21 protein-coding genes, 1 tRNA gene and 2 pseudogenes are annotated in these 18,175 nt (G+C 71.5%); 7 read left to right on the forward strand and 17 right to left on the reverse strand.

Going from position 1 to position 18,175, the window contains the following annotated elements; genetic code table 11:
* Window positions 1-51: 51 nt before the first annotated feature.
* Window positions 52-2,637, reverse strand: a complete 2,586-nt coding sequence (locus B5557_RS23205) for an MFS transporter (protein WP_099936498.1) — start codon at window positions 2,635-2,637, stop codon at window positions 52-54.
* Window positions 2,638-2,650: 13 nt separating this feature from the next.
* Entirely contained in the window at window positions 2,651-3,247 is a 597-nt protein-coding gene (locus tag B5557_RS23210) for a MarR family winged helix-turn-helix transcriptional regulator (protein ID WP_079661281.1), read from the reverse strand.
* A 249-nt stretch (window positions 3,248-3,496) separates the two neighbouring features.
* Between B5557_RS23210 and B5557_RS23215 the strand changes: the two genes are divergently transcribed.
* Window positions 3,497-3,694 (forward strand): hypothetical protein, encoded by a 198-nt coding sequence (locus B5557_RS23215; RefSeq protein ID WP_079661282.1) that lies wholly within the window; start codon window positions 3,497-3,499, stop codon window positions 3,692-3,694.
* 64 nt (window positions 3,695-3,758) lie between these two features.
* Here B5557_RS23215 and B5557_RS44515 read toward each other — a convergent pair whose 3' ends face one another.
* The gene (locus tag B5557_RS44515; protein WP_197697260.1) at window positions 3,759-4,049 is read right to left on the reverse strand and encodes a hypothetical protein; all 291 of its coding nucleotides are present in this window, start codon (window positions 4,047-4,049) and stop codon (window positions 3,759-3,761) included.
* Between B5557_RS44515 and B5557_RS44520 the strand changes: the two genes are divergently transcribed.
* Window positions 4,024-4,449, forward strand: coding sequence for a hypothetical protein (locus B5557_RS44520; protein ID WP_197697261.1), 426 nt, complete (start codon window positions 4,024-4,026; stop codon window positions 4,447-4,449). The genes B5557_RS44515 and B5557_RS44520 overlap by 26 nt on opposite strands.
* Window positions 4,450-5,286: 837 nt before the next feature.
* Here B5557_RS44520 and B5557_RS23225 read toward each other — a convergent pair.
* The 4 genes from B5557_RS23225 to B5557_RS43835 all read right to left on the reverse strand — a co-directional run bounded on the left by B5557_RS23225 (window position 5,287) and on the right by B5557_RS43835 (window position 8,119).
* On the reverse strand, window positions 5,287-6,192 hold the full coding sequence (locus B5557_RS23225; RefSeq protein WP_079661284.1) for an RNA polymerase sigma factor SigF: 906 nt from the start codon (window positions 6,190-6,192) through the stop codon (window positions 5,287-5,289).
* A gap of 305 nt (window positions 6,193-6,497) precedes the next feature.
* A complete protein-coding gene (locus tag B5557_RS23230) occupies window positions 6,498-7,388 on the reverse strand; it encodes an RNA polymerase sigma factor SigF (protein ID WP_079664945.1) in 891 nt (296 codons plus the stop codon).
* 206 nt (window positions 7,389-7,594) lie between these two features.
* On the reverse strand, window positions 7,595-7,888 hold the full coding sequence (locus B5557_RS23235; protein WP_079661285.1) for a Dabb family protein: 294 nt from the start codon (window positions 7,886-7,888) through the stop codon (window positions 7,595-7,597).
* Window positions 7,889-7,918: 30 nt separating this feature from the next.
* Window positions 7,919-8,119 (reverse strand): hypothetical protein, encoded by a 201-nt coding sequence (locus tag B5557_RS43835; protein WP_143688218.1) that lies wholly within the window; start codon window positions 8,117-8,119, stop codon window positions 7,919-7,921.
* Window positions 8,120-8,298: 179 nt separating this feature from the next.
* Between B5557_RS43835 and B5557_RS23240 the strand changes: the two genes are divergently transcribed.
* On the forward strand, window positions 8,299-8,589 hold the full coding sequence (locus tag B5557_RS23240) for a PLDc N-terminal domain-containing protein (protein ID WP_079661286.1): 291 nt from the start codon (window positions 8,299-8,301) through the stop codon (window positions 8,587-8,589).
* Here B5557_RS23240 and B5557_RS23245 read toward each other — a convergent pair.
* The 4 genes from B5557_RS23245 to B5557_RS23260 form a co-directional block, all read right to left on the reverse strand.
* A tRNA-Ser gene (locus B5557_RS23245) sits at window positions 8,571-8,655 on the reverse strand. The genes B5557_RS23240 and B5557_RS23245 overlap by 19 nt on opposite strands.
* A gap of 57 nt (window positions 8,656-8,712) precedes the next feature.
* Window positions 8,713-9,198 carry a nucleoside deaminase gene (locus B5557_RS23250; protein ID WP_079661287.1) on the reverse strand — a complete coding sequence of 162 codons (486 nt, stop codon included), beginning with the start codon at window positions 9,196-9,198 and terminating at the stop codon, window positions 8,713-8,715.
* A 50-nt stretch (window positions 9,199-9,248) separates the two neighbouring features.
* A complete protein-coding gene (locus B5557_RS23255; RefSeq protein WP_079661288.1) occupies window positions 9,249-9,785 on the reverse strand; it encodes a tRNA adenosine deaminase-associated protein in 537 nt (178 codons plus the stop codon).
* 333 nt (window positions 9,786-10,118) lie between these two features.
* Window positions 10,119-10,328, reverse strand: coding sequence for a hypothetical protein (locus B5557_RS23260; protein ID WP_231976008.1), 210 nt, complete (start codon window positions 10,326-10,328; stop codon window positions 10,119-10,121).
* Between the two features lie 156 nt (window positions 10,329-10,484).
* Here B5557_RS23260 and upp point away from each other — a divergent pair, with 156 nt between their 5' ends.
* On the forward strand, window positions 10,485-11,120 hold the full coding sequence (gene upp / locus B5557_RS23265; RefSeq protein WP_079661289.1) for a uracil phosphoribosyltransferase: 636 nt from the start codon (window positions 10,485-10,487) through the stop codon (window positions 11,118-11,120).
* A gap of 81 nt (window positions 11,121-11,201) precedes the next feature.
* Here upp and B5557_RS23270 read toward each other — a convergent pair whose 3' ends face one another.
* Together B5557_RS23270 and B5557_RS23275 are read right to left on the reverse strand one after the other, a co-directional pair.
* Window positions 11,202-11,918, reverse strand: a complete 717-nt coding sequence (locus tag B5557_RS23270; protein WP_079661290.1) for a LytR C-terminal domain-containing protein — start codon at window positions 11,916-11,918, stop codon at window positions 11,202-11,204.
* Between the two features lie 181 nt (window positions 11,919-12,099).
* Window positions 12,100-12,396 carry a type II toxin-antitoxin system VapB family antitoxin gene (locus tag B5557_RS23275; RefSeq protein ID WP_004943146.1) on the reverse strand — a complete coding sequence of 99 codons (297 nt, stop codon included), beginning with the start codon at window positions 12,394-12,396 and terminating at the stop codon, window positions 12,100-12,102.
* A 71-nt stretch (window positions 12,397-12,467) separates the two neighbouring features.
* On the opposite strand from B5557_RS23275, the pseudogene B5557_RS23280 reads away from it, so the two are divergent.
* A pseudogene (locus tag B5557_RS23280) lies at window positions 12,468-12,977 on the forward strand (helicase HerA-like domain-containing protein); the annotation flags it as partial.
* A 103-nt stretch (window positions 12,978-13,080) separates the two neighbouring features.
* On the opposite strand, the gene B5557_RS45750 reads toward B5557_RS23280, so the two are convergent.
* The 4 genes and pseudogenes from B5557_RS45750 to B5557_RS23295 all read right to left on the reverse strand — a co-directional run bounded on the left by B5557_RS45750 (window position 13,081) and on the right by B5557_RS23295 (window position 15,130).
* Window positions 13,081-13,203 (reverse strand): hypothetical protein, encoded by a 123-nt coding sequence (locus B5557_RS45750; RefSeq protein WP_269460181.1) that lies wholly within the window; start codon window positions 13,201-13,203, stop codon window positions 13,081-13,083.
* 73 nt (window positions 13,204-13,276) lie between these two features.
* Window positions 13,277-13,588 (reverse strand): hypothetical protein, encoded by a 312-nt coding sequence (locus B5557_RS23285; RefSeq protein WP_079661291.1) that lies wholly within the window; start codon window positions 13,586-13,588, stop codon window positions 13,277-13,279.
* A gap of 95 nt (window positions 13,589-13,683) precedes the next feature.
* Complete coding sequence (locus tag B5557_RS23290; protein ID WP_079661292.1) at window positions 13,684-14,340, reverse strand: HdeD family acid-resistance protein; 657 nt, start codon at window positions 14,338-14,340, stop codon at window positions 13,684-13,686.
* Window positions 14,341-14,552: 212 nt separating this feature from the next.
* Window positions 14,553-15,130, reverse strand: a pseudogene (locus B5557_RS23295) (HhH-GPD-type base excision DNA repair protein).
* 134 nt (window positions 15,131-15,264) lie between these two features.
* Between B5557_RS23295 and B5557_RS23300 the strand changes: the two are divergent.
* Both B5557_RS23300 and B5557_RS23305 read left to right on the forward strand, forming a co-directional pair.
* The gene (locus B5557_RS23300) at window positions 15,265-17,355 is read left to right on the forward strand and encodes a penicillin acylase family protein (RefSeq protein WP_079661293.1); all 2,091 of its coding nucleotides are present in this window, start codon (window positions 15,265-15,267) and stop codon (window positions 17,353-17,355) included.
* Window positions 17,348-17,956: a GNAT family N-acetyltransferase gene (locus B5557_RS23305; protein WP_079661294.1), complete on the forward strand. Its 609-nt coding sequence runs from the start codon at window positions 17,348-17,350 to the stop codon at window positions 17,954-17,956. The genes B5557_RS23300 and B5557_RS23305 overlap by 8 nt, the downstream gene beginning before the upstream one ends.
* Window positions 17,957-18,175: the final 219 nt, after the last annotated feature.

Consider the following 18,175-nt stretch of genomic DNA (forward strand, 5'->3'; position numbering starts at 1 on the left):
CGGTGCGCGGGGTGAACCCCCGCACCGGGCCGGAGCCTATAGCGAACCGAACTACTCGCCGGGGTGGGCGAGTTCGATGTCGTGGCCGTCGACGCCGGCGCCCGCGACGGTCAGCGCGGTGGCCACCGGCGGGTAGCCGGTCGCGATGACCGTGTAGTCGCCGCCGTCGAGGTCGGCGAAGGCGTACGCGCCGTCCGCGCCGGTGGTGGCGGTGCCGACCACGTTGCCCGCCGCGTCCACGAGCGTCACCCGCGCGTCGGCCAGCGGACCGTGCGGCGCCCGGACGACACCCTGGAGCTGGGCGCCCGCGTCGAGGACGACCTCCGCGCGGGTCACGCCCGTCGCGCCGATCTCGACGGGCAGGGCGCGCGGCCGGAACCCGACGGCGTTCACCGCGACGGTCACGGCGCCCGGAACCAGCTCCGCGAAGGAGAACTCGCCCTGCTCGCCGGTGGCCGCGGTGGCCAGCAGATCGCCCCGCACATCGGTGACGATCACCATCGCGTCCTTGACGCCGTCGCCCGACTCGGCGGCGCGCACGACACCGCTGAGCCCGCTGGTCCCGCTGAGCAGGATGTCGTACGCGACCGGCTCGCCGTTCACGACGACCGTCGAGGCCTGCGGCTGGAAGCCGTCCGCGGAGGCGATCAGGACGTACGAACCCGTACCCGGCGCGTCCAGCGCGTAGGCGCCGTCGGCCTGCGCGACCGACCGGCCGAGCTGACGTCCGCCGAGCGAGATCAGCGTGACGGCGGCCTGCGGCACGGGCGCGCTCTCCGCGCCACGCACGAAGCCGTGCACCGGGACGCCGCCCGAGGGAGACTGCGCGGCGGGGGCGTCGAGGGTGGCGACGGCGGCGTGCCGCTGTGTGCCCTCGGTGCCGTCGGCCTCGGTGGTGGAGGCGGCGACGGCCCAGCTCGGGACGTTCTCCTCGGCCGTCACGGGGGCCTCGACGGCGGCCGGGGCGTCCGTGGTGGCGACCGCGGCCTGCGCGGTGTCGGCCGGGGTCTGCGTGCTGTCGGCCGAGGCGTCCTCGGAAGCGGCCTGCGCCAGCGCGCCCTTGGTCCTCAGCGGGACCTCCTTGATGAACAGGGTGATCAGGAAGGCCAGGAGGGCCAGGCCGGAGGCGATCAGGAAGACGTCCGCGATGCCGTGGCCGTACGCGCTCTCCATGACCGTGCGCAGCGGCGCGGGCAGCTTGTCCATGTCCGGGATGGAGTCGCTGGAGCTCGAACCGGACGCGAGGGAGGCGTACTTGGGGCCGAGGTCGGCGATGCCGTCCTTGGCGTAGTCGGTGATGCGGTTGGCCATGACGGCGCCCAGCGCCGAGACGCCCATCGCACCGCCGAGGGACCGGAAGAAGGTCACGGTCGAGCTGGCCGAGCCGAGGTCGCTCGGGTCCACCTGGTTCTGCGTGGAGAGCACCAGGTTCTGCATCATCATGCCGACGCCGAGACCCAGCAGCGACATGAAGACCGCGGTCTTCCAGTAGTCCGTGTCGTAGCGGATCGTGCCCAGCAGTCCGAGGCCGGCCGTGATGAGCACACCGCCGCTGACCAGCCAGGCCTTCCACTTTCCGGTGCGGGTGATGAACTGTCCGGAGACGGTGGAGGAGACGAACAGACCGCCGATCATCGGGATCGTCATGACGCCCGACATGGTCGGGGACTTGTCCCGGGCCAGCTGGAAGTACTGCGCGAAGAAGACGGTCCCGGAGAACATCGCCACGCCCACGAACATCGACGCGATCGACGACAGCGTGATGGTGCGGTTGCGGAAGAGCCGCAGCGGGATGATCGGCTCCTTGGCCCTCGACTCGACGAACACGAAGACGAGCCCGAGCAGGACCGACCCCGCGACCATCGCGTACGTCTGCCAGGACAGCCAGTCGTACTTGTCACCGGCGAAGGTGACCCAGACCAGCAGCAGGGAGACCGCGGCGGAGATGAAGAACGCGCCGGCCCAGTCGACCTTGACGTCCCGCTTCACGACCGGCAGGTGCAGGGTCTTCTGCAGCACGATCAGCGCGATGACGGCGAAGGGCACGCCGACGTAGAAGCACCAGCGCCAGCCGAGCCAGCTCGTGTCGGTGATGACACCGCCGAGCAGCGGACCGCCGACGGTGGCGACGGCGAAGGTCGCGCCGAGGTAACCGGAGTAGCGCCCGCGCTCACGCGGGGAGATCATCGCGGCCATCACGATCTGCGCGAGGGCGGAAAGCCCGCCCACGCCGACGCCCTGGACGACACGGCAGGCGATCAGCATGCCGGAGTTCTGCGAGAGCCCGGCCGCGGCCGACCCCAGCACATAGATGACGAGCGCTATCTGGACGAGCGCCTTCTTGTCGTAGAGGTCGGCGAGCTTGCCCCACAGGGGGGTGGTCGCCGTCATCGCCAGCAGGGTGGCGGTCACGACCCAGGTGTAGGCGGACTGGCCGCCGCCGAGGTCGCCGATGATCTCCGGGAGGGCGTTCGAGACGATCGTGGAGGACAGGATCGCGACGAACATGCCGAGCAGCAGCCCGGAGAGCGCCTCCATGATCTGCCGGTGCGTCATCGGAGCGTCCGCGGCGGAGCCGTGGGACCCTCCGCCGTGCTTCGCGTGAGCCCGCACACCGGCTGGTGTGGTCGTTGCCATGGGCTTCCTTCTCTTACGTTGCTTGTGCGGGTGTACGGGTGGTCTGTGTCCGTTCGCCCCCGGAGACGGGGGGAACGGGGGTGGAACCGGGGACGGAACCGGGGGCTGAAACGGATGAAACGGGAGGCGGGGGTGCGGGCGGAGGGGGTGCGGGCGGGGGCGGCGGCCGGTGCGGGACCGTCCGGCAGTCGCCGAAGCTGGCGCGCAGCCGGGTCAGCAGTCCGATGAGCTGGCCGACCTCGGCGTCGGTCCAGTCGCCCAGCCGCTGCGTCAGCAGCTCGGTGCTCCGACGGGACAGTTCGGCGAGCATCGCGTGCCCCTCGGGGGTGAGGCGCAGGATGCGGGAGCGTTTGTCCGCCGGGTCGGGGCAGCGCTCGATCCAACCGCGGTCGGCGAGATGCGCGGCGTGCCGGCTGGTCACGGACATGTCGACGGCGAGCAGCTCGGAGAGATTGCTCATGCGCATGTCGCCGTGGCGGCCCAGCAGCGCCAGTACGGCGGCCGAGCCGGCGGAGCAGTCGTGCGGCAGGATCCGCCCGAGGTCCCGCTTCACGGCCCCGACGGCGCTGAGCTGACGCGCCAACTCCTCGTACTGCGCCTGCCCGGCCATCTCACACCTCCTGTTTTTGTTGCTTGGGGCAACCATAGGAGAGGTTGGTTGCTACAGGCAAATAAAACCGGCATGAGGGCCGTAAAAAGTTGGCAAAGGCAAGTATTGCGAGGGTAAATGTGCAGGTGGGGGCGTGGGCGAGGGTGGGGCGGCAGTCGACCGAGACGCCGCGTCGCAGGGGCCTGTTCAGTGCCCGTGTGGCGACCCCCACTTGGGGCGCCCCGCCCGGTTTCGCTAGTGTCTCGGCCCATGGCTAACACCCAGGGCCCCCAGGGCAACCACGACCCCGCCGGCAGCACCCAGATGTTCCGCGCGTTCGTCGACGAGGGCGCCCCCCGGGCCGCCCAGCCGGCTCCCGCACCGACCGGCTCCCGCATCGGCCTGATCGTCGGCGTCATCGCCGCCGTCGTGATCGTCGCCGCGGTCGCCTGGCTGGCGCTGAAGTAACGTCCGCACGGGGACGCCGGGTGACGGGTGGCGCCACGGCGTCACCGCGCCCCTTGACCTCTTCTCACTCCCACCGCACCGACACGTCCCGTGTCTCGATGTGCATCCCCAGCGGGACCCGCCACGCGTCGACGCAGACCGTCCAGGTCCTCTTCTCGCGCGCGTCGGCGGCGATCGGCGTCGGGAGCGGGGCCGTCGACTCGCGGGTCGCCCAGTCGATGCCGAGCGCGTCGATGACATGGGTCCCGAACGTGACCGTGCCGGAACGCACCGCTGTGCCACCGGAGTTGTGGAGCGTGAGGGTCACGTCCTCGCACCACCGCTGATCCGTGCCCGCGCGGACGGTGTCGCTCACGACGAGCACCGCCGGCCCGGCGGACGCGCCACCGGACGGGACCGGTGAGGGCGAAGGCGAGGCCGACCCCGGCGTCGTACGCCCACCCGAGCCACCCTCGGACGAGGCGCCCGCCGTGGACGAGGCGCCGCCGGTGGACGAGTTGCCCCCGGCGGGTGAGTCGGCCCCGGCCGACGAGCCACCCTGCGGTGAGCCGGGCTCCGGGACTCCGGTCGTCAAAGGGGCCTTCGCCCTCGCCCCCGCCGTGTCCTGCACTCCCGCCCCCGGATCGGGCTTCGCTGTAGGGGAGTTGCCCTCCCCGTCCAGCGGCACAAGCCGCACCCCGCCCGTCGGCTCCGCCGATCCGCTCGCACCCGTGCCCGGCGGCGCCGGACCGCCTGCCGCGCCGATCGCCACGTAGTCACCGCCGTGCCCGTCGCCCCCGCACCCGGCCAGCAGCCCGGCCGCCCCCACCAGCGCGACGACAACCGCCGACGCGCCCCATACAGCGCCCCGGCGACCACCTGCCCACGTCGGACTTCGCACCGAGCCAGTGTCTCTGACGCCCCGTCAGGAAGGAAGCCCCAGGAGAAACCCGCGCAGGCACCAGCCCGGTGGATCACGCGGTGGACACGGGCGCGTCACGCACTCCCGGCAGGCGCACCTCGATCAGGGGGCGTCTCGGTCCGGGGGGCGCTGTCGGTCCGAGGGGAGGACCCTCATCCACTGGCTCACCGGGCCGCCCAGGCACGACGACCCTCCCGCGACCTGATCCGCCGGTCCGGGCCTTCGGACCCGCCGAGCGGATCACGGGGTAGACGCAGGTGTGGCACGCACTCCCAGGAGGGTCACCTCGGTCAGGGGGCGCGCGCCTTGGTCCGGGGGGAGGACCCCATCCCTCGGCTCACCGGATCTGCCCAGGCACGGGCGGCCTTCCCGCGATCCGTTTCGCCGGGCCGGGCCCTCGGACCTGTCCAGCGGGTCATGCGGTGGACGCGGGTGTGGCACGCGCTTCCCCGGCGGGGACCTCAGCGGTGTTGTCGGCGGTTGTCGACTCGACCGCTCTCGACTCCCCCGCTCTCGACTCCGCTGGAGCGGGGAGGGGCGCCGATCGTGTCGACGCCTCCTCCGCCTTGCGGCTGCCGCGCCCCCGCCTCGGCTGGGCTTGAGCGGGGGGATCCGGGGATCCCCATCGCCCAGCTCACCGGTGCTGATGCGGTGCCGTCCGCTTTCCTACGGCTTGATCGGCCGGACAGCCCTAGTCGGAGATCAAGCCGTCGCGCAGCTGGGCCAGCGTGCGGGTGAGCAGGCGCGAGACGTGCATCTGGGAGATGCCGACCTCCTCGCCGATCTGGGACTGGGTCATGTTGGCGAAGAAGCGCAGCATGATGATGCGTCGCTCGCGCGGCGGCAGCTTGGCCAGCAGCGGCTTGAGGGACTCGCGGTACTCCACGCCCTCCAGCGCCGTGTCCTCGTAGCCGAGGCGGTCGGCCAGGGAGCCCTCGCCGCCGTCGTCCTCGGGCGCCGGGGAGTCCAGCGAGGAGGCCGTGTACGCGTTGCCGACGGCGAGGCCGTCGACGACGTCCTCCTCGGACACGCCCAGGACCGCGGCCAGTTCGGCGACCGTCGGGGAGCGGTCCAGCTTCTGGGAGAGCTCGTCGCTGGCCTTGGTGAGGGCCAGGCGCAGCTCCTGGAGGCGGCGCGGCACGCGCACCGACCACGACGTGTCGCGGAAGAAGCGCTTGATCTCGCCCACGACCGTCGGCATCGCGAACGTCGGGAACTCGACGCCCCGTTCGCAGTCGAAGCGGTCGATCGCCTTGATCAGGCCGATGGTGCCGACCTGGACGATGTCCTCCATCGGCTCGTTGCGCGAGCGGAAGCGAGCCGCCGCGTAGCGCACGAGGGGGAGGTTGAGCTCGATGAGGGTGTCCCGGACGTACACGCGCTCGGGGCTGTCCTCGGCGAGTGTGGCCAGTCGCAGGAACAGGGAGCGGGACAGGGTGCGGGTGTCGATGGCCCCCGTGGCCGTGGTGAGGGCCGGGGCCTGGGCGGCCTCGGGGGCTGTGACGTCGTCGAGCACGTCGGGCTCGACAGGCACGACGGGCGCGGTCTCGCTCTTCGTGAGCGTGAGCACCTTCGAGCTGCCCTGATCTGCGGACATGCCACCCCCTTTGGGTCGCGGGACGGTCGCGGCGAACATTCCCGCTTGAGGAACGTCAGCCTTCACCTGAATACCGGCGCCGAAGCCCCGGCAAACGCGCTTCCGGCAGAATGTCACATGTCGGCAACACGCTGTAGTGACATGTCGACATGTGAGTAACGAATCGGCCCTGGAAACAGGGGGTGTGACGGTTTTTCAGCGCAGATCTGTCGGGAACGGCCCTGGTGAGCGATTCGCTCCCAACGGTGACGTCTCGGTCGCGCGTGCGATCCCCGATCGAGGGACGACTGAAGCCGGGTCCCGGCTCACGCCTCGATGCGGTTCGCCGAGCGCAGCCGCTGGAAGCTACGTGCCAGTAGCCGGGAGACGTGCATCTGGGACACGCCGAGTTCCGCGCTGATCTGGGACTGCGTGAGGTTGCTGTAGTAGCGCAGCAGCAGGATGCGCTGTTCGCGCTCCGGGAGTTGGACCAGGAGGTGGCGGACGAGGTCGCGGTGCTCCACGCCGTCCAGCGCCGGGTCCTCGTAGCCGAGGCGGTCCAGCAGGCCCGGCAGGCCGTCGCCCTCCTGGGCCGCCTCCAGGGAGGTGGCGTGGTACGAGCGGCCCGCCTCGATGCAGGAGAGCACCTCGTCCTCGCCGATGCGCAGCCGCTCCGCGATCTCGGCCGTCGTCGGGGTGCGCCCGAAGGCGGTCGTCAGGTCCTCCGTCGCGCTGTTGACCTGCACCCACAACTCGTGCAGCCGGCGCGGCACGTGGACCGTGCGGACGTTGTCGCGGAAGTACCGCTTGATCTCGCCGACGACCGTCGGCATCGCGAACGTCGGGAACTGTACGCCCCGGTCCGGGTCGAAGCGGTCGATGGCGTTGATGAGGCCGATGGTGCCGACCTGGACGACGTCCTCCATCGGCTCGTTGCGGGAGCGGAAGCGGCCGGCCGCGTAGCGCACGAGCGGCAGATTCGCCTCGATGAGCGCCCCGCGCACCCGATTGTGCTCCGGCGTGCCCGGCTGGAGCTCCTTGAGCTCGGCGAAGAGAACCTGGGTCAGTGCCCGGGTGTCGGCGCCGCGGCGTCGCTCGGGCGTCGGGGTGGCCTCCGCGGCGGCCTCCGGGACGGCGACGGCTTCCAGGGCGGGTGCCGGAGCGGGTGCCGGGGGTGCCTCTTGCTGAGGCGGCGCAGTACTGGCCGACACGGTCAACGCCACCTCTTCGTCAGGTCAACAGCGGTCAACTCATCCGTCAAAAGCGGTCATAGCATCACAAGACATGTGCACTGTGTGCAAGCACCCCATAACTCCGTGTTGAGGGAGAAGTTGGGGCTTTGTTGGTGATGCAGGACGCGCAAAAGCCCCCCGCCGTTCGGGCGGAGGGCTTCGTACTGCCGAGTACTGCCGACGGAGGCGGCTCAGAACTCGTAGTCGGCGACCACCCAGGTGGCGAACTCCCGCCACAGGGCGACGCCCGCCTGATGGTCCGGGTGCTCGATGTACCGCTTCAGTGCGTCCGCGTCCTGGACCGCCGAGTTGATCGCGAAGTCATAGGCGATGGGGCGCTCGCTGATGTTCCAGCCCAGCTCCCAGAAGCGCAGTTCCTCGATCTGCTCGCCCAGCGCCCGGAAGGCCGCCTCGCCGCGCGCGACCCGGGGATCGTCACGCCGGACGCCCTCGTTGAGCTTGAACAGGACCAGGTGGCGGATCATGGGCACTCCCAGTGCGTACGACGGCCCCGGCTACCGCGCCCCGTCGGCGAGCCAGGTGAAGAAGTCTCCGATGGCCTTGGCGGCGTCCGATATGCCCTCGAAGCCTATCTGGACGTAGTCCGCCGCCTTTGCCGGGTCCGTGATGATCACGTAGAGCACGAAGACCACAAGCACGTAGACGGCGATCTTCTTGGCGTTCACCGCCACCTGGCCTCCCCTGTATGCGCCCACTTGGGCCCCTGTTGCCGGCGGCGAGTGTAACCGCCCGTCCGATTTTCACACTGCTTTTGAGCATTCGCGGCGCGTTCATGAACGGCGGCCCGTTCGTGAACCGTTCGGGGGGCCTCATCCGATGAAGGGTTGAAGGCCGCCGGACGGAGGCGGGCGAAGAGGGTGAGAAGGAGAGACCCATGACGCTGCAACTGCTGTCAGCCGTAGCCGTCCCGATGGTCATCGTGGCCATGCTGCACGTCGGGGCGTTGCTCGACTGCGTCCGCACCCCCGAGGAGCGCGTTCGCCACGTACCCAAGCTGCTGTGGCTGCTGTTCATGTTCAGCGCCCCGATCGTCGGCGGCCTCACCTGGACCTACCTGGGCAAGTGGCCCGAGCCGAGCGAGCAGAGCACGCACATAGCCGACATGACGAAGGGCCCGGTTCATCGAACCGGACCCTTCGGCCACAGCGGTAGCGGAGGGATTTGAACCCTCGGTGACTTGCGCCACACTCGCTTTCGAGGCGAGCTCCTTCGGCCGCTCGGACACGCTACCGAGAGAGACCCTACAACAAGGTGAGCCCCGGTTTGAAATCGGTATTCGGGATGTGGATCAGCGATCGCGGAAGAAGTCCGTGAGGAGCCCCGCGCACTCCTGCGCGAGGACGCCTTCGACGACTTCCGGGCGGTGATTGAGGCGCCGGTCGCGGACGACGTCCCAGAGGGAGCCGACCGCGCCCGCCTTGTCGTCCCGGGCGCCGTAGACGACCCGGTCCACCCGGGACTGCACGACCGCGCCCGCGCACATGGTGCACGGTTCGAGCGTCACGACGAGCGTGCAGCCGGACAGCCGCCACTCGCCCGGCCGTCGCCCACCACCACTGTTGCCGGGGGCGGTGTGTGTCGCCGCGTCCTTCAGGTTCGCGGCCGCCCGCCGGATGGCGAGCACCTCCGCGTGGGCCGTCGGATCGCCGCCCGCCTCGCGTTCGTTGTGGCCGGTGGCGAGGACCGTCGTGCCGTCCGGAGCCAGCACGACGGCGCCGACCGGGACGTCCCCGCCCCGGGCGGCCAGCCGGGCCTCGTCCAGGGCGAGCCGCATCGCGGCCCGCCAGGGATCGCGGACGGGGTCCGGCGGGGCCTGTGGTGCGGTCAGCGGACGGTCTCCAGGACCTCCGAGGCACCGAGGGCGTCGGCGATCTCGGTGAGCGCGTCCTCGGACAGCGACTTCAGTTCCTTCTCGCCGACGCCGAGATCGTCGAGGATGGCGGCGTCGCCGACCGGGCCGTGCGGCACGGCCTCGGCGGAGCCGCCGCCCTGCGGGTCGTCGGAGTCCTCGTCCTCGTCCTCACCGTCTTCGGTGCCGTCGAGGTCGAGGGCGTCCAGATCCGTGTCGTTGTCATCCGGATCCCTTCCGAGCAGTTCGTCGGTGAGCAGGATCTCGCCGTACGAGCTGCGGGCGGCGGCAGCGGCGTCGGAGACGAAGATGCGAGGGTCCTCCTCGCCGTCGATGCGGACGACCCCGAACCAGGAGTCCTCCTGCTCGATCAGCACGAGCACCGTGTCCTCGTCGGGAGAGGCTTCCCGGGCCAGGTCGGCCAGATCCGACAGGGTCTCCACATCGTCGAGCTCTGTGTCGCTCGCTTCCCACCCGTCTTCGGTGCGCGCGAGCAGTGCGGCGAAGTACACCGTGACTCTCCCACTGGTCATAGGCGTGCCGGTTGGGGGTCCCCCCGGCGGAGGTTACGGGCGGAGAGAGCTCAGGCTCCGAGCCCCACCCACTCGGAATCGTGGCAGAAACAAGGCGTTCAGGGGACGTCTTCGGCTCCCTGTGTCCGGTGGTTTTGATCGCACGTACGTGAGGTCGTCCGTGCGCGACTCACCAGCACACTCGTTGCCGCCACCAGCGGATCGTACGCGGCTTTCCCGCGGGCCCACGCACGCCCACTCCATGGGACACCCATGATGGTGGCGATCTTCCCCGTATGCCCCAAGTCCCGTACGGCAACGGCTGCCGCGCGGCTACCAGCGGAACGTGCGCATGCGCATCGCGTGGCGCAGGCGGGCGGTCTTCGCGCGGCGGGGCTGGACCCGGTCGCGCAGTTCGCGGGCCTCGGCCAGCTCGCGCAGGAACCGGGCGCGGCGCCGGCGGCGCTCGGCGTCGGACTCGGGCGGCTGCGTCTCCGGCGCGTCGCGGTCCGGCGAGTCGGGCAGGTCGGGCACGTCAGGCATCAGCACACCACCCCGGGTACCCCGGTCCGTCTCCATACCTTTCCCTCACTTTCCCTCCGACGAGCGGTTTGATGCCAGCGAACGGCCGAAGTCGGGGGGAGAGGCTCACTGTGTGTGGGGACGCCGGGCGGGTTCGGCCCGGTTACTGTTGTGGACATGCGTCTCCACGTCGTCGACCACCCTCTGGTCGCCCACAAGCTCACCACGCTGCGCGACCAGCGCACGGACTCCGCGACCTTCCGCCGGCTGGCCGACGAACTGGTCACCCTGCTCGCCTACGAGGCCACGCGTGACGTGCGCACCGAGCAGGTCGACATCAAGACGCCGGTCGCCCCGACCACCGGCGTCAAGCTCTCCTACCCGCGCCCGCTCGTCGTGCCGATCCTGCGCGCAGGCCTCGGCATGCTGGACGGCATGGTCCGGCTGCTGCCGACCGCCGAGGTGGGCTTCCTGGGCATGATCCGCAACGAGAAGACGCTGGAGGCGTCCACGTACGCCACGCGCATGCCGGAGGACCTCTCGGGCCGCCAGGTGTACGTCCTGGACCCGATGCTGGCCACCGGCGGCACGCTGGTCGCCGCGATCCGTGAGCTGATCCGGCGCGGCGCCGACGACGTGACGGCCGTGGTGCTGCTCGCCGCCCCGGAGGGCGTGGAGATCATGGAGCGTGAGCTCGCGGGCACCCCGGTCACCGTCGTCACGGCGGCCGTCGACGACCACCTCAACGAGCACGGCTACATCGTCCCGGGCCTCGGAGACGCGGGCGACCGGCTGTACGGCGCGGCGGAGTAACCCTGTCACTGACCGGCTGACCGGCTGACCGGCTGACCGGCACCGGCGGGGTGGGTGGGCAGCGGCTGAGCAGGGGGGCTGCTAGCAGGCCTTCTTCGTGCCGGTGCCCGCTGTCGGCTGCGGTGCGTACAGGGCCGTGAGGGCCTTGGTCGCATCCGCCTGGCTGGTGAGCGCCTTGAAGCCGTTGCCGATGATCAGGTCGAGGGCCGGGCCGGTGCGGGCGGCGTCGGTGCGGCGCTCGGCGGTGCTGAGCTGGGTGGCGAGGACCGGCAGCGAGGTGTTCAGGGAGGACGCGGGGCCGAGCAGTAGCCCGGTGCCCGCGACCTTCTTGTCGTACTGCTTGCTGGCGTTGCCCACGTCGCCGATCTTGAAGCCGCGCTTCTTCAGCTCGTCCGCGGTGGTCTTGGCGAGGCCGCTGCGGGTGGTGGCGTTGAAGACGTTCACGGTGATCTGCGCGGGCTTGGGAACCGAGCCGACGCCAACCGAGCCGCCGCCCGAACCCGAACCACTGCCCGTCCCCGTGCCCGAAGCCGCACCCGTCCGGGCGCCCGTGCCGGCCGCTGCTGCGGCGGATCCGGAGGCCACGGGGCTCGCCTTGGTGGTGTCGGAGCAGCCGGCGCCGGCCGCCGTGGCCGTCCCTCCGCCGCCCGTGAAGACGTCGATGAGCTGCAGGGTGCCCCAGCCGGCGACGCCGAGCACGGCACCGCAGGCGACGACCACGACGACCAGCCTGCCGCGTCGCCGGTGGGGGCGCATGCGGGGGTACTTGTCCCCCGTGATCCGGTATTTACCGCCCATGCCGGGGGGAGTCAGCATGCTCATGGCCGCAGCGTAGTGCGCCCGGGCGGCCGTGACTAATAAACGATCATCCGACACCGTGCGGGGCACGGGAAAGCACCCGAACGGGTCAACCCGAGGGTGCGGCCGGGGGGCTCAGCCAGCGGTTCAGCCAGCGGTTCAACCGAGTGTGCGGCGCAGGTCAGTCCAGCTCGAGGACGCGCGCGTGCAGCACCTGTCGCTGCTGGAGCGCCGCCCGCACCGCGCGGTGCAGCCCGTCCTCCAGGTACAGGTCGCCCTGCCACTTCACGACATGCGCGAAGAGGTCGCCGTAGAACGTCGAGTCCTCCGCGAGCAGGGTTTCCAGGTCGAGCTGCTGCTTGGTGGTCACCAGCTGATCGAGGCGGACCGGGCGCGGCGCGACGTCCGCCCACTGCCGGGTGCTTTCCCGGCCGTGGTCGGGGTACGGCCGGCCGTTTCCGATGCGCTTGAAGATCACACGGAAAGCCTACCGGTCCAGACGTTCCGGGCGCAGCCATGGAGACGGAGTGCAACGCTGGAAAAGACGTGATGAACAGGGGTAAAACGGAACGATGTCTGGCGATGAGCGGGTCGACGAGCGCCGGTGACATCGCCGCCGGATACGCCTTCGTCGGCCCCGCCCTCGACCTGGGCGCGCTGCTGTGGGACGGCACGTGCCTGCCCGACGCCCCGGTCCGCATCCCTTCGCCGAACAGCTCTCCGCGCAGGGTGTGCCGGTCTTCCTCCCGGACGTCAAGGGCGACCTGTCAGGGGTCTCGGCCTGATCTTCCACTACGCGGACACCAAGGGCCTGGAGCTGCTCGACCTCAAGGACCTGAGGTCCGTCGTGGCCTTCCTCACCGCCTTCGAGGCCCAGGCATGGCTAGCTTCCTCGGTGATCCTCGAACTGCCCGCCGTCCAGGACAAGCCGCAGCTCTTCTCGACGTTCCTGATGTGGTTCGCTCGAAAGCGGTAGGAGTGTTCTTCGTCACTCAAACACCCAGGGATGTTCCCGGCGAGGTCCTCGCCCAGCTCGGCCGCGGGATCACCCGCTCCCTCTTCGGCACGGCCCGGTGGAGGCGGCAGGGCGGGCGGAGGCGGTAGGCCGGGCGGAGGCGGCAGGGCGGGCGGTTGCCCGCCGGGTGCCGCCTCCGCCGACCGGTCAGCGGTCCCGTTTCTCCTGGGGCGGCTGCGGGACCGGTTCCTTCACCTGCGGTTTCGGCGTGTTGCGGACGGCCTCCGCGCGCAGCAGGGCGCGCAGGACCGCGTACGGGTCGGTGGGCATGGCTGTGCTCCTTGCGTCGTACACGTCTTGCGTCGTACACGTCGTGCTGACTGGTCTCGGGACAGGGGACCGGTCAGCAGCGCAGGATCACGGTGCGCAGCGTGTGCAGGGCGTACGACGGCCTCGGCGGCGCGGGGAGCGGCCGGTCGGCCGGGTCAGCGGGTACCGGGGCCGGGAGCGGGGCGGGGCGCAGGGGTGCGGCGGGACGGTAAGCGCAGGGGGCGGGTCGCAGCACCGTGTCGAGGACGTCGTACTCGACGGTCCCGGCGGCGGCGGTCGGCGGCTCGGAGAGCTCCGCGGGCGCGCCCGGCATCAGCAGGGCGAGGAGCACGACGAGCACCCGGAGCCAGGCGTGGCTGCGGGAGTGGCTGCGTACGGTGCTCATGGCAGGTCATCTCCCCGCGACACGCCCGGCGTTCAGCACGCCGGGCGCGAGAATCACCCCTTCGGAGGAGGGGGCGCGGGAAGCAGGGGGCGTGTTCAGAGGGCGCGCGGGACCTGGCGGGCCCGGCCACGGATGCTGAGCGCGGTGACGATCTCGACGACGCCGACGACCGCCAGCCAGATGCCGCCGACGAGGGTGAGCACGGCGACCGACTCGAAGGGCGAGTCGATCAGGACGATCCCGCCGACGAAGGTGACGATCCCGAGGAAGATCTGCCAGCCGCGCGCCGGCATGGACGTGTCGGAGACGGCGGCCAGGGTCTGGGTGATCCCGCGGATCAGCCAGCCGATGCCGATCCACAGGGCGAGCAGCAGGATCGACTGCATCGGGCCGCGGAAGCAGAACAGGCCCAGCAGAAGGGACAGCGCGCCGCTGATGAAGCCGAGGACGCGCAGCGAGGTGGTCCTGTGTGTGCCGAAGGCGGACACCAGCTGGAAGACGCCGCTGATCACCAGGTAGAGGCCGAAGAGGACGCCGGCCGCGAAGAGCGAGGCGCCCGGCCAGACCAGCACCAGGACGCCCAGGATCAGCGAGGCGATGCCGGTGAGCAGCACGATCTGCCAGGCGGCGCGGGACAGGGCGTGCAGCGGGCCTTCGAAGGGCGGTTCCGGCTCGTGGCCGTGCCGCTGGGTGTGGACCTTGCGGTCGTCGTACTCCCGGCTCCAGGAGGGGCCGGTCGGTGGCTCGGTCATGTCCCCAGCTCAGACCCGGCGGCAACGGCCCGCCACCCGGGCGGCCCACACGACTTACCCCTTGAGCGCCCGTCCCGCGACCGGCCTGCCCCACGACCGACCCGTCCCGCGACCGGTCTGCCCCACGACCGACCCGTCCCACGACCGACCCGTCCCGCGACCGACCCGTCCCGCGACCGGCCTGCCCCTTGGTGGCCCAACCCCTTGGGGGTCTAACCCTTCGCCGCCTTCGCCGCCGCCTTCATCTCCTGCTTGTGCGCCCGCACCTTCGCCAGTGACTCCGGGCCGGTGATGTCGGCGACGGACCGGAAGGACTTCGCCTCGCCGTACGCGCCGGCCGCCTCCCGCCAGCCCGTCGGCTGCACGCCGAGCTGCTTGCCGAGCAGCGCCAGGAAGATCTGCGCCTTCTGCCTGCCGAAGCCGGGCAGGTCCTGGAGGCGTTTGAGGAGTTCCGGGCCGGTGGCCACGCCGTCCCAGACGGCGCCGGCGTCACCGTCGTAGTGCTCGACGAGGTACTGGCATAGCTGCTGGATGCGCTTGGCCATGGAGCCGGGGTAGCGGTGCACGGCCGGCTTGTCGGAGAGCAGCGCGGCGAAGGCCTCCGGGTCCTGGGCGGCGATGTCGTGGGCGTCCAGGTCGTCGGCGCCGAGCCGGTCGGCGATCGTCCGGGGGCCCTTGAACGCCCACTCCATCGGAACCTGCTGATCCAGCAGCATCCCGACCAGCGCGGCGAGCGGCCGAGGAGCTCGTCGGCCTCGGGGTCCTGGGAGAGGTGCAGGGTGACGTCCATGCGTCGATGATCCCGCTTGCGCGCTCGGCTTGCGCGCCAGTGCTCCGGCGCGTGCAGTCGCGTCCGCACGCCTCGCGTACGATTCCGGCAGGTCTAATTAGGCAAGGCTAACCTAAAGCGAAGAGGGGTCCCAGGTGACCGCCGAGATCTACCGCGACGCCTGGGGCGTCCCGCATCTGCGTGCCGCCGACGCCCGCGCGCTCGCCCGTCTCCAGGGCCTGGTCACCGCCCGAGACCGCGCCTGGCAGCTGGAGGTCGAACGGCACCGCGCGCGGGGCACCTCGGCCTCCTTCCTCGGCTCCGAGGCCCTCCCCTGGGACCGATTCGCGCGCCGCGTCCGCCTCCACGACACGGCGAGACGCTGTTTCGACGAGCTGGAGAGACGGGACCCGGAGACGGCGGACTGGGTACAGGCGTACGTCGACGGCGTCAACGAGGGGCTCGTCGGCGAGGGTTCGGCGGCGACCGTGGCTCCCGAGTTCGAGCGGGTCGGTCTCGCCCCCGGCCGTTGGGAGCCCTGGACCCCGCTCGCCGTCTGGCTGTCCACCCACATCCTCTTCGCCGGCTTCCCCGCCAAGCTGTGGCGCGAGGAGGCCGCCCGCCGTCTCGGCCCCGACGCGGTCGGCCTGTTCGCCACCGACGGCCCCGGCACCTCCGGCAGCAACGGCTGGCTGCTGAGCGGCTCCCGGACCGTCACCGGGCAGCCGGTCATCGCCGGCGACCCGCACCGCTTCATCGAGGACCCCGGCGTCTACCAGCAGATACGCCTCGCGTGCGACGAGTTCGACGTCGTCGGCCTCGCCGTCCCCGGCGTCCCCGGCATCGCGCACTTCGGCCACACCGGCACGGTCGCCTGGGCCATCACCAACGCCATGGCCGACTACCAGGACCTCTACCGCGAGCGGCTGCGCCGCACGGGCGCGGGAGTGCAGGCGCTCGACCCGGACGGCGCCTGGCGGCGGGTCGCCCGGCACACCGAACTCGTGCGCGTCTCCGGGGAGGAGACCGTCGAGGTCGAGGTCCTGGAGACGGAACGCGGCCCGGTCGTCGCCGGCGGGCCGGAGGGCCTCGACGATGGCACCCCGCTCGCGCTGAGCCTGCGCCACCCGCCCCGCGTCACCTGCGACCTGGGGTTCAGCGCCCTGCTGCCGCTGCTCCGGGCCCGCCGGGTCGCCGACGTGGACCGGGCCATCGACCTCTGGGTGGAGCCCGTCAACGTCGTTCAGGCCGCCGACACCGAGGGCGGCCTGCTGCACCGGGTCGCGGGCCGGGTGCCGCGGCGCGCCGAGGCCAACGGCACCCGGCTGGTGGCCGCCTGGGAACCCGGCCACGAGTGGACCGGCTGGCACGAGATGCCCCGCGCGGGACTGATCGACGGGGTCGCCGTGATGGCCAACCAGCGAGGGCCGGCAGCCGAGTTGGGCGTGGAGTTCGCGCCCCCGCACCGCGCCGACCGCATCCGGGCGCTGCTGGACGAGAAGCGCGCCTGGTCCGCGTCCGACATGCCGGCCCTCCACACGGACACGTATCTGGCCTCCGCCGCACCCCTGTTGGACCACCTGGCCGCCCTCGACGACCTGACCGCACCCGCCGCCGAACTCCGCGACCGCCTCCTGCGCTGGGACCGCCGTATGGACGCCGACAGCCGGGAAGCGGCCCGGTTCGCGGCCCTGCGCAGCGCCCTCGTCCGCCGCCTCGCCGCGCAGCCGGCCTTCGCCGCCCTGACCACCCCGCCCGCCTACCCGGAGGTCTTCCTCCCCTGGCTCGCCCTCCTCCCGCGCATCGGCTTCGCCCTGGAACACCTCCTGCGCGCCGAGAAGTTGTACGGCATCGACCGCCCGGCACTGGTCCGGCAGGCCCTGGAGGAGGTCGCCGGGCGGCAGCCGGAGCCGCCCGCTCGCTGGGGCGACACCCACCGCCTCGCCCCCTGGCGGGCGCTCCCCGACCCCTCGGACCAGGCCCCCGCCCTCTCCGGCGACCACGACTGCGTGCTGTGCACCTCGGCCGTGCCCGGCTGGACCGACCTCGCCGCACGCGGCCCGGCCGCCCGTTACGTGTGGGACCTGGCCCGCCGCGAGGACAGCCTGTGGGTCGTCCCGTACGGCGCGTCCGGCCTGCCCGACCACCCCCACCACCACGACCAGCTCCCCCTGTGGCTCAGGGGCGAACTGGCCCCGGTCGTCACGGACTGGGCGCAGCTGACGAAGGAGAGCGACCATGCCTGACCCCCGCCTTCCCCACGCCCCGGTGCACGAGCAGGCGGCCGACGGCTTCGGTACCGTCCGCCTGCGGCCCCTCGACGCCGAGCGCGACGCGGACGTCGTCCACGGCTGGGTGAGCCAGGAGCGGGCCGTGTTCTGGGGCATGAACGGCCTGACGCGGGACCAGGTCGCCGAGATCTACGCCCACATGGACACCCTGGACACCCACCACGCCTTTCTGACCGAACTGGACGGCGTCCCGGTCGCCCTCCTCCAGACCTACGAGCCCACCGAGGACCGGGTCGGCGAGGTCTACGAGGTCGAGCCCGGAGACATCGGCGTGCACGTGCTCATCGCGCCGACGGACGAGCGGGGCGCACGGCCCGGCTGGTCGGCGGCGCTGATGGGGACCTTCGCGTCGTATGTGCTGCTGGGCCTGGACCGGCGGCGGATCGTGGTGGACCCGGACGTGCGCAACGAGAAGGCGATCGCCCGTTTCCTGCGGCAGGGATTCGAGGCCGGCCCGGTCGTCACGCTCCCGGAGATCGACCTCCCGGACGTGTACCTGCCCGAGAAGCAGGCCCAACTCGCCTTCCTGCGCCGGGAGGCAGCGTTCCCGGAGTGACCTCAGCGATCACTCTGATCACCTCGATCGCCTCCCCGCCACCTCGATCGCCTCCCCGCCACCTCGATCGCCTCCCCGCCACCTCGATCACCCCGATCACCCCTCCCGAGGGGCCGGACGGCCGGATGTCGGCGCGCCCGACGTGGTGACCCGGGTGAACCGGATGCCCTGTGCATGCGTACGTATCACCGAGCACGCGAGTCTCGAGTCTCAAGCAGT

It is taken from the genome of Streptomyces sp. 3214.6, assembly GCF_900129855.1.
GTDB classification, from domain to species: domain Bacteria; phylum Actinomycetota; class Actinomycetes; order Streptomycetales; family Streptomycetaceae; genus Streptomyces; species Streptomyces soliscabiei.

Bases quoted from the DNA above. Each gene is read 5' to 3' on its own strand.
- B5557_RS23290 (WP_079661292.1), bottom strand. From the start codon at position 14,340: ATGACCGAGCCACCGACCGGCCCCTCCTGGAGCCGGGAGTACGACGAC.
- B5557_RS45750 (WP_269460181.1), bottom strand. From the start codon at position 13,203: ATGCCCACCGACCCGTACGCGGTCCTGCGCGCCCTGCTGCGCGCGGAG.
- B5557_RS23205 (WP_099936498.1), bottom strand. From the start codon at position 2,637: ATGGCAACGACCACACCAGCCGGTGTGCGGGCTCACGCGAAGCACGGC.
- B5557_RS23210 (WP_079661281.1), bottom strand. From the start codon at position 3,247: ATGGCCGGGCAGGCGCAGTACGAGGAGTTGGCGCGTCAGCTCAGCGCC.
- B5557_RS23270 (WP_079661290.1), bottom strand. From the start codon at position 11,918: ATGGGCGGTAAATACCGGATCACGGGGGACAAGTACCCCCGCATGCGC.
- B5557_RS23215 (WP_079661282.1), top strand. From the start codon at position 3,497: ATGGCTAACACCCAGGGCCCCCAGGGCAACCACGACCCCGCCGGCAGC.
- upp (WP_079661289.1), top strand. From the start codon at position 10,485: ATGCGTCTCCACGTCGTCGACCACCCTCTGGTCGCCCACAAGCTCACC.
- B5557_RS23235 (WP_079661285.1), bottom strand. From the start codon at position 7,888: ATGATCCGCCACCTGGTCCTGTTCAAGCTCAACGAGGGCGTCCGGCGT.
- B5557_RS23240 (WP_079661286.1), top strand. From the start codon at position 8,299: ATGACGCTGCAACTGCTGTCAGCCGTAGCCGTCCCGATGGTCATCGTG.
- B5557_RS23260 (WP_231976008.1), bottom strand. From the start codon at position 10,328: ATGCCTGACGTGCCCGACCTGCCCGACTCGCCGGACCGCGACGCGCCG.
- B5557_RS23250 (WP_079661287.1), bottom strand. From the start codon at position 9,198: ATGCGGCTCGCCCTGGACGAGGCCCGGCTGGCCGCCCGGGGCGGGGAC.
- B5557_RS23225 (WP_079661284.1), bottom strand. From the start codon at position 6,192: ATGTCCGCAGATCAGGGCAGCTCGAAGGTGCTCACGCTCACGAAGAGC.
- B5557_RS23285 (WP_079661291.1), bottom strand. From the start codon at position 13,588: ATGAGCACCGTACGCAGCCACTCCCGCAGCCACGCCTGGCTCCGGGTG.
- B5557_RS23305 (WP_079661294.1), top strand. From the start codon at position 17,348: ATGCCTGACCCCCGCCTTCCCCACGCCCCGGTGCACGAGCAGGCGGCC.